Source organism: Sulfitobacter sp., assembly GCF_036961165.1.
GTDB lineage: Bacteria > Pseudomonadota > Alphaproteobacteria > Rhodobacterales > Rhodobacteraceae > Sulfitobacter.
This window is the reverse complement of record NZ_JBALVJ010000115.1, coordinates 1-7,814: the sequence shown is the minus strand read 5'-3', so window position 1 is coordinate 7,814 and position 7,814 is coordinate 1. Positions and strand designations below refer to the sequence as shown.

General features: G+C 55.1%; 3 protein-coding genes. 2 read left to right on the top strand and 1 reads right to left on the bottom strand.

All coding sequences use genetic code 11. The annotated features are described in order from the left end of the window. Positions 1-1,458: 1,458 nt before the first annotated feature. A complete protein-coding gene (locus V7730_RS21215; RefSeq protein ID WP_335749551.1) occupies positions 1,459-5,100 on the bottom strand; it encodes a calcium-binding protein in 3,642 nt (1,213 codons plus the stop codon). 841 nt (positions 5,101-5,941) lie between these two features. Between V7730_RS21215 and V7730_RS21210 the strand changes: the two genes are divergently transcribed. Then, positions 5,942-6,160 carry a hypothetical protein gene (locus V7730_RS21210; protein ID WP_335749550.1) on the top strand — a complete coding sequence of 73 codons (219 nt, stop codon included), beginning with the start codon at positions 5,942-5,944 and terminating at the stop codon, positions 6,158-6,160. Between the two features lie 26 nt (positions 6,161-6,186). Continuing rightward, positions 6,187-7,764, top strand: coding sequence for a GAF domain-containing protein (locus tag V7730_RS21205; protein ID WP_335749549.1), 1,578 nt, complete (start codon positions 6,187-6,189; stop codon positions 7,762-7,764). Positions 7,765-7,814 lie beyond the last annotated feature (50 nt).

The following is a 7,814-nucleotide window of genomic DNA, read 5'->3' as shown; positions in this document are numbered from 1 at the left end:
CCAGATGCATCTTAGCCAAGCCGCAAAACTGTCCTAAAAAGCAGGTCCACTTCAGACCAAGGATTTACTCAAATCACGATATCCTGCTTCAAAGAACGCAGACATGATGATGGGAGGGATAATCTTAGCGTTTCCTAATGGGGTTATACCTGAGCATGAAGATGATGGTTCGCTTCGCCGCATTGCTTTGGTTCCAGATGAGAGCAGCCACATTCGTAAACTTTTAGACAATGCAGGAACCTGCCAAGATTCCTTTAACGCTGTGCTCGCCTGGGCATCAGCACATCTTATAAATAGCCGTACAATTCCTGACGAGCACGTTCAGAAATTCATCTCTGCATACCTTTTAGGTGCAGCTAAAAAGCCCAAAAAAAGCGGCCGGAAAACGAGTAGAACCAGCTATAACTCTAGATATGCATTGATTAGGTTCGCGGTTTCCACGTTAGAAAGTATGGGGTTTCCGACCTCCCGAGGCGACAATCCAGAGCATCGAAATAATGCGTGTGAGATTGTCTCAGACGCGATGGTTGCACTTAGGTTTGCCCCTAGTCCACTCAGGCAGATTGAGAAGATATTGAGGTCAGGAGGCCGGGTACGGTGCGTTCTTACTGACTCTGGTGCTTGTTCGGCTTGAAGGTTGGCGGCGTGGTTATAACTCGCCAGTAACGCTGCTGGCAGCACAAAAAGATGCACGTGCTAAATGGCCTCCCTAAACTACGCAGCGTTGACTATCTCGCCAAAGTCCTCATAGGCCTCATGCTCAAGGACAAGATCGAAGCCACCAAAACAGCGCAGGTCGCCGTATGACCCAAAATACTCAAGGATATAAACCTACAAAAAAGTAAGCGGGCGGCACGGCACAGGCGGGTGCACTATCGCACCCGGCCAGTGTATCGCTCGCCAGTCAACTTTACATGAGGACAACCAGCCAGAAACATTAGCGCGTCATGTAGGTTACGAAAGTAAACGGATGTTGCGCTATTACTCCATAGCATGTGCGGCTTGCTGGCATAGTTTCCCGTTCCCACATGACGCTGCAACCATCGCCCAGTAAGCTCATGGGTTTCCGGGCGGCTCTCTATGACAAGCCTCACAGGAAACTCCCTGTCGATAACATCGTGCCTATGTGGATGCTTGAAACTCATATGGAACATTTAGAGAACATTAGCTGCATTGAGCAACCCTGAGAATGCATTTCGCGCGCGCAATCAAGATGCAATTAACCATTGTTTGAAGTAACCTTTCACCCCTTATCTCCTAACCTAGCATTGCCCCCAACTTTTTACCTTTGAACTGCCCACGCATAAAATTGGCCCCAACGCCCGGTCCCTACAACGCATTCGTCTGACAGCACCTCTGTGACGCCTCAACGACAAGACCCACAAAACTTGCCGCCCCAATGCCGTCCGCCACAGTTCTGTGGTGGACGACATGGGGCGTCGTTTGGCGCGATCTGGATCAGATCACGAAGAAGTAGGTCTCGTCGATGGTGAGGTTGCTTTGTAGCTGGGCAAATTCGATTGCATCCACGCCCCCGATACCATCGGCATCGTAAAAAAGTCGCCCGGTGTCGGTTTTGTAAATGATCCGGTCCGCGGCGTCTTCTGCAACGCCGGTCAGATTGGCGCGGTAATCGGACGCCTGAAGGGACCCCAAAGTCAACGCCGCGAAATGCAGGTTGTTCATCTGTATCGTGTCGCCTTCGGCGGCTATGAAGTCCGTAATCTGATCGACATTACCCCCGCCAAGCGCCGAGTTGAACACGAACGTGTCGCTACCCGCACCGCCGCGCAGCACGTCGTTGCCGTCGTTGCCAGACAGCGTATCTGCGCCATCGCGGCCGATTAGGACGTTGTTATCCGCATTCCCAATCAGCACATCGGCATGGTCAGACCCCATGGCCCGCTCGAAGCCCGACAGCACATCGCCATCCGCGTCGCCGCCCGAGGCTGATTGGAACCCCAAACCGTCGACGTTCAGATTGACCGTCACGCCCGCCGAAGATCTGACGTATTGCACCATGTCGTTATCATCGCCGCCAGACAGCACATCGCCGCCCGCACCGCCGCGCAGCACATCATTACCGTCGTTGCCTGACAGCGTGTCCGCGCCATCGCGGCCGATTAGGACGTTGTTATCCGCATTCCCAATCAGCACATCGGCATGGTCAGACCCCATGGCCCGCTCGAAGCCCGACAGCACATCGCCATCCGCGTCGCCGCCCGAGGCTGATTGGAACCCCAAACCGTCGACGTTCAGATTGACCGTCACGCCCGCCGAAGATCTGACGTATTGCACCATGTCGTTATCATCGCCGCCAGACAGCACATCGCCGCCCGCACCGCCGCGCAGCACATCACCGCCTGCGCCGCCGCGCAGCACATCGTTGCCGTCGTTGCCCGACAGCGTGTCCGCGCCATCGCGGCCGATTAGGACGTTGTTATCCGCATTCCCAATCAGCACATCGGCATGGTCAGACCCCATGGCCCGCTCGAAGCCCGACAGCACATCGCCATCCGCGTCGCCGCCCGAGGCCGATTGGAACCCCAAACCGTCGACGTTCAGATTGACCGTCACGCCCGCCGAGGATCCAAGGTATTGCACCATGTCGATATCATCGCCGCCAGACAGCACATCGCCGCCCGCACCGCCGCGCAGCACATCACCGCCTGCGCCGCCGCGCAGCACATCGTTGCCGTCGTTGCCCGACAGCGTGTCCGCGCCATCGCGGCCGATTAGGACGTTGTTATCCGCATTCCCAATCAGCACATCGGCATGGTCAGACCCCATGGCCCGCTCGAAGCCCGACAGCACATCGCCATCCGCGTCGCCGCCCGAGGCCGATTGGAACCCCAAACCGTCGACGTTCAGATTGACCGTCACGCCCGCCGAGGATCCAAGGTATTGCACCATGTCGATATCATCGCCGCCAGACAGCACATCGCCGCCCGCACCGCCGCGCAGCACATCATTACCGTCATTGCCTGACAGCGTATCTGCGCCGTCGCCACCAAAGAGCTTATCGTTTCCAAGACCGCCGCGGATGTTGTCGTTTCCGCCAGCAACAGAAAAGTAGCCGTCGCCTTCGATGAAGTCGTCGCCCGCGCTCCCTAAAATCGTGTCATTGCCGTCGCCGCCGGTCAGAAAATCATCCTCGACACCGCCGATGATGATATCATCCGAACCACTGCCGCTGGCAAGCCAAGCGTCGAAGTCAGAATAATACGAACTGCGGCTCTGCCTCACTGTCGCATCTTCGAATTCGAACCACTCAACCCCGGTCACGGTATCCTGCCCGTCCGGACCGCTCACCACCACGCGCTCCAATGTCACATCGAACGTGTAGTCGGCCCGGGCGCCGGAAAAAAATGCCGTGTCGAAATTGCCGAAGGTGCTGCCCGGATTACCCTCGATCCAGTCGTCTCCGACACCGCCGATCAGATATGTCACGCCGCCGCCTGAAATCAACGTATCGTCGCCCAGCCCGCCATCCAGTATACCGCCCCCATGATACCCGAACATCAGGTCTTCGGCGACCCGTCGCGTCCCATCTGAGAACAGGATATCCCCCAGCAGCAACGTTGTGACGAATGTGGCGGTCTGAATTTGAACCATGCGGTTGTCGAAAACCAGCCGCTCCACATTAGTCAGAAAGTCCTGCCCTTCTGGTCCATTCACTTGCACCTGAAACGCGCTGCCCGCGCGAGACCAACTAACGTCATACTCAGCGCGCCGACCGGAGTAGATCGCCAGATCCCGCCCTTCACCGCCGTCCATCGTGTCGTCGCCCGCGCCGCCGATCAGCACATCATCCCCTGCGTCACCAAAGACAATATCGTTGCCGTCATTGCCTTCCAGCCGGTCACCTCCATCGCCGCCATGGATGGTGTCATCACCTTCCCTGCCGCGGATCAGGTCGGGATCGCCCTCACCCATCAGCAGATCATCGCCGTCATTGCCAATGATCAGATCGTCGCCATCCGTGCCCACCAGCGTGCCGGCATTGTCGAAACCGGGAATGCTCGGCAGGATCATCTGCTCGCCATCCGTCAGATCACGGAAGCCCGCAACAGTCTCGGTCAGCACCTCACGGTCTATGTTGAACCATTGCAACGCCTGCTCGATTGCCCAAGCCTCATTCTCGGCAAACCAGATTTCGGAGGCACTGCGCGCCTCGGGGTGGTCGCTGGTAACAGGGTTACCTTTGCCATCGTAGTATTCGCCTGTCGCGAGGTTGATGATCTGGTCGATGGACGGGATGTAATATGTGTTTACCCCCGTTTGATAGGGGCCTTCAAAATCATCCGGAGCCCCATGAGGACTGCCGTTGACCGTGTCGGGGGAAAACGCAAACGGCCCATTATAGTAGCCTTGCAAGTTTGCTTCGGCGGTATTCACCCAGTCGGCGTAGTAGAACTCCGAGAACGGCTCGCCATCGAGATAGACCTCGAAGACGTTTGCATTTGGCGTGAAATCAACCGTCAGACGCCCTTCAATATAGGTCACCACATCTTCGAGAAAGGTCATGGCGTCGTCAATCTGGTTGGCGATCTTGTCCGAGGCGATCTCGTCCCCTTCCAGTTCGCGCGCGACTTCCAGTCTGGCGTAGAGCGTGTAGCCCACAGCCCCCACCGCTGCCTTGATCGCATCAAGCGAAGTGGGCGGATCGCTTGGTTCCAGCATCTGGCGCCCCTGCGCCAGCGCATCACGGAACGCGCGGGACACATCAGCGATGATTTCTCCACGGTCGATATCTGCGTCGATCTGGTAGGAGGCCAGCAGATCCAGCGCACTTTCCGCCCGCGATTGCGCACTTGACAGAAGTTGCTGCTGCAGGCCCGAAAATTCCGACATGATCAGATTGGTTAGCTCAATTTCCAGATTGGCGATGTCTTCCCGCACCGCTTCCACTTCTCCCTGAAGCGCCACGATCCCATCCAAAACAGGGTCCTCTACGTCATTGAATGTGCCGTCGCCGCTTGCATGGGCGTAGATCTCAGAGGCGATGCTGTAAACCGAGGTGACGATGGTCAGCACGTTGCCGATGCTGCCGAAGGCGTTGTTGTTTAGGAATTTCCCAAGACTACCGACAAATGACATTATAGTCGCCCCCTACAGGTTTCAAATCTCGTATCACGGTTGGTAAAACCGGTCACTTTAACCGACATTCCCCAAGTAGAACGTCGGCCTGCCAAATCTTGTTGCGAATCTGCGCACTGGTCAAGCATTTTGGCCGCGCCGAGCCAATGCCTGATCATCTTGCGGTTGATTTGTCTGCGTTTTCTGGCTCTGATGAGTGGCTTGCCCCTTTTGTTGGTCTGATAGACGGTATTTTGAACAGACCCGTCGAGCCGCTTTCGTTCGGGTTTAGGCGTTGACATCCTCATGCGGGAACCGGTGGTGCTCGTGGTTCCAACGAAGACGATTTGTTGCATTATCGACATACACTTTGCCTGAGTTGAAAAGGTCATCTTGGCTGGCAATTGAAGTCAAAGAACCCACCGGAAAATGGGAACTCAAGAACTGGATCAAGGCAATTAGCCAAGCTGGGAACTATCCCAACTGCATAGTATCAGATGCAAGATCTGGACCTGCAAATGGCAGTCTAATCCATGCCTCCTTCTTGTACCCTGGGCCAGACATGACGCCATGGAAGGATCGAGACTCACAAAGCACTCGTTTCTACAGAGATTACGACCGCGAACCAATACGTGGAGCAGTTCTCCTTGATCAGCACTTCAAGGTGGGCACGGCAAACTGTGATAGCGAAAACGGCCGGTTCTCTTTGAAGCTTGGGACTGATCCTGTTTGGGATAGCCGATTGGGTTTCAGGGAAAAATCTGCGGGCTTGTTGGAAAAACGGCGGATTGGCTCATCGAAGCGTTTGATTGCCACGAATTAGGGAGTTTGCGTCCTCTTCCACTATGATCGGCCCAAATGTATGTACCGGCTGCTGTTCGCAAATGATTTCTGGCATGTTGTCGGAAGTCGCTCATATGTATCCGGCCTGTTGATCGACACGCGGGTCGTGGCCTTGTTGGGGTTACGCACGCGCCGTGATCTTATGACCGGACAGGTCGATTATGACCATTTGGGCCGTCAGACTCCCCCTCTCGGGCATGTAAACATGCCCTGTGCATTTGGCTGGCCAGATAAGTGATGCATGTTTACGCTTGCACCAATCTGTTGATCCAAAGAGGACGAACTGTGAAAAATCTGCGGAAGAATACTGATCAGCGAAATATACGAGACGATCTTGCTCGTGCATATGAACGCGAAGCGGCATCGCAGGAAATATTGCAAATCATTAGCCAAAGACGGGACGACGATACACCAGTGCTTGAAGCGATTGTGCGCAGTGCTGCCAGATTGACAAATGCAAAGGTCGCCGGGATTTCTTTGGCGAATGTCGCACGGACCCATCTAAGCTACGCTGCAACGTGGGGTCCGCAACACGACCTATTCCCTAATGGATTCCAGTTCGACCTGTCTGGCCCCTTACAAGTGGCGGAAACCGTTCGCGAAGCGCGCCTGATCCACACCCTTGATCTGGCCGACAGCGCACTTTACCGCGAAGGCGATCCAGTCCGGCGGAACATTGTGGATGAGGTGGGTATTCGAACCTTTCTGACCGTTCCGCTTATCCAGGATGGTATCGCATTTGGGTGCCTGAACCTGAATCGGGATGAGGTCAGACCGTTTTCCGCTAACGAGATTCAACTCGTCGAAACCTTCGCCACACAGGCGGTCATCGCCATTGAGAACGTCCGCCAATTCCGGGAGTTGCAGGTCCGACTTGAGCGCGAAGCTGCGACAAGCGAAATATTGAGTGTGATCAGCCAAAGCCGCGACGATGAGGCACGGGTCTTTGACATCATTTTGCGAAAAGCATCTTCACTTTGTAATGCTGACCAAGCTGGGCTTCAAATCGTCAACGACAACCGTTCAAAAATTTGCCTTGCCGGACATTGTGGGCATCAGCGCGCCGCGTTTGAACTTGGCCAAGAATGGCCTTTTGACTCACCACTTTCAGCAGGTGTAGCAATACGGTCAGCCAAAGTATTTCATATACCGGATTACGCAGAGACTGATCTCTATAAAAACGGCGATCCGACTGCCGTTCATACGGTTGAAACCGAAGGAGTTCGAACACGAGTGGTGGTTCCACTATTGCAAAATGGGATCGCCATTGGCACCATTTCTCTGAGCCGCCACGAGGTTCGACCCTTTGAGGCGTCTGAAATCCAACTCGTCGAAACATTCGCCGCGCAGGCGGTCATCGCCATTGAAAACGTCCGCCAGTTCAAAGCGCTGGAAGCATTCAATGCCGAATTAGGCGATCGAGTTGAAGCGCAGGTGGGCGAGATAGAGCGCATGGGGCGTCTCAAACGGTTCTTGCCCTCGGCGGTTGCTGATACAATTGTTTCATCGGGGTCCGAAGAAATGTTGAAGAGCCATCGTGCGATGCTGGGAGTGCTCTTTTGCGACATTCGAGGTTTCACAGCGTTTTGTGAGACTGCAGAACCAGAAGAAACCATCGAGGTGCTGCAAGCCTATCACGAGGAAATGGGTAGGTTGATCAAGATCTCTGGTGCAGGCGTTGATCACCGAATGGGCGACGGGATCATGGTCCTTTTCAACGATCCACTGCCCTGCGACGATCCAGCGAGCGAAGCCGTGCGATTGGCGATCGCCATGCGTGAGCGGATGGCTGAGCTTAGCAAGCAGTGGAAACGATTGGGGCACCGACTGGGCTTTGGTTGAAGTGGTCCTGCTTTTTAGGACAGTTTTGCGGCTTGGCTAAGATGCATCTG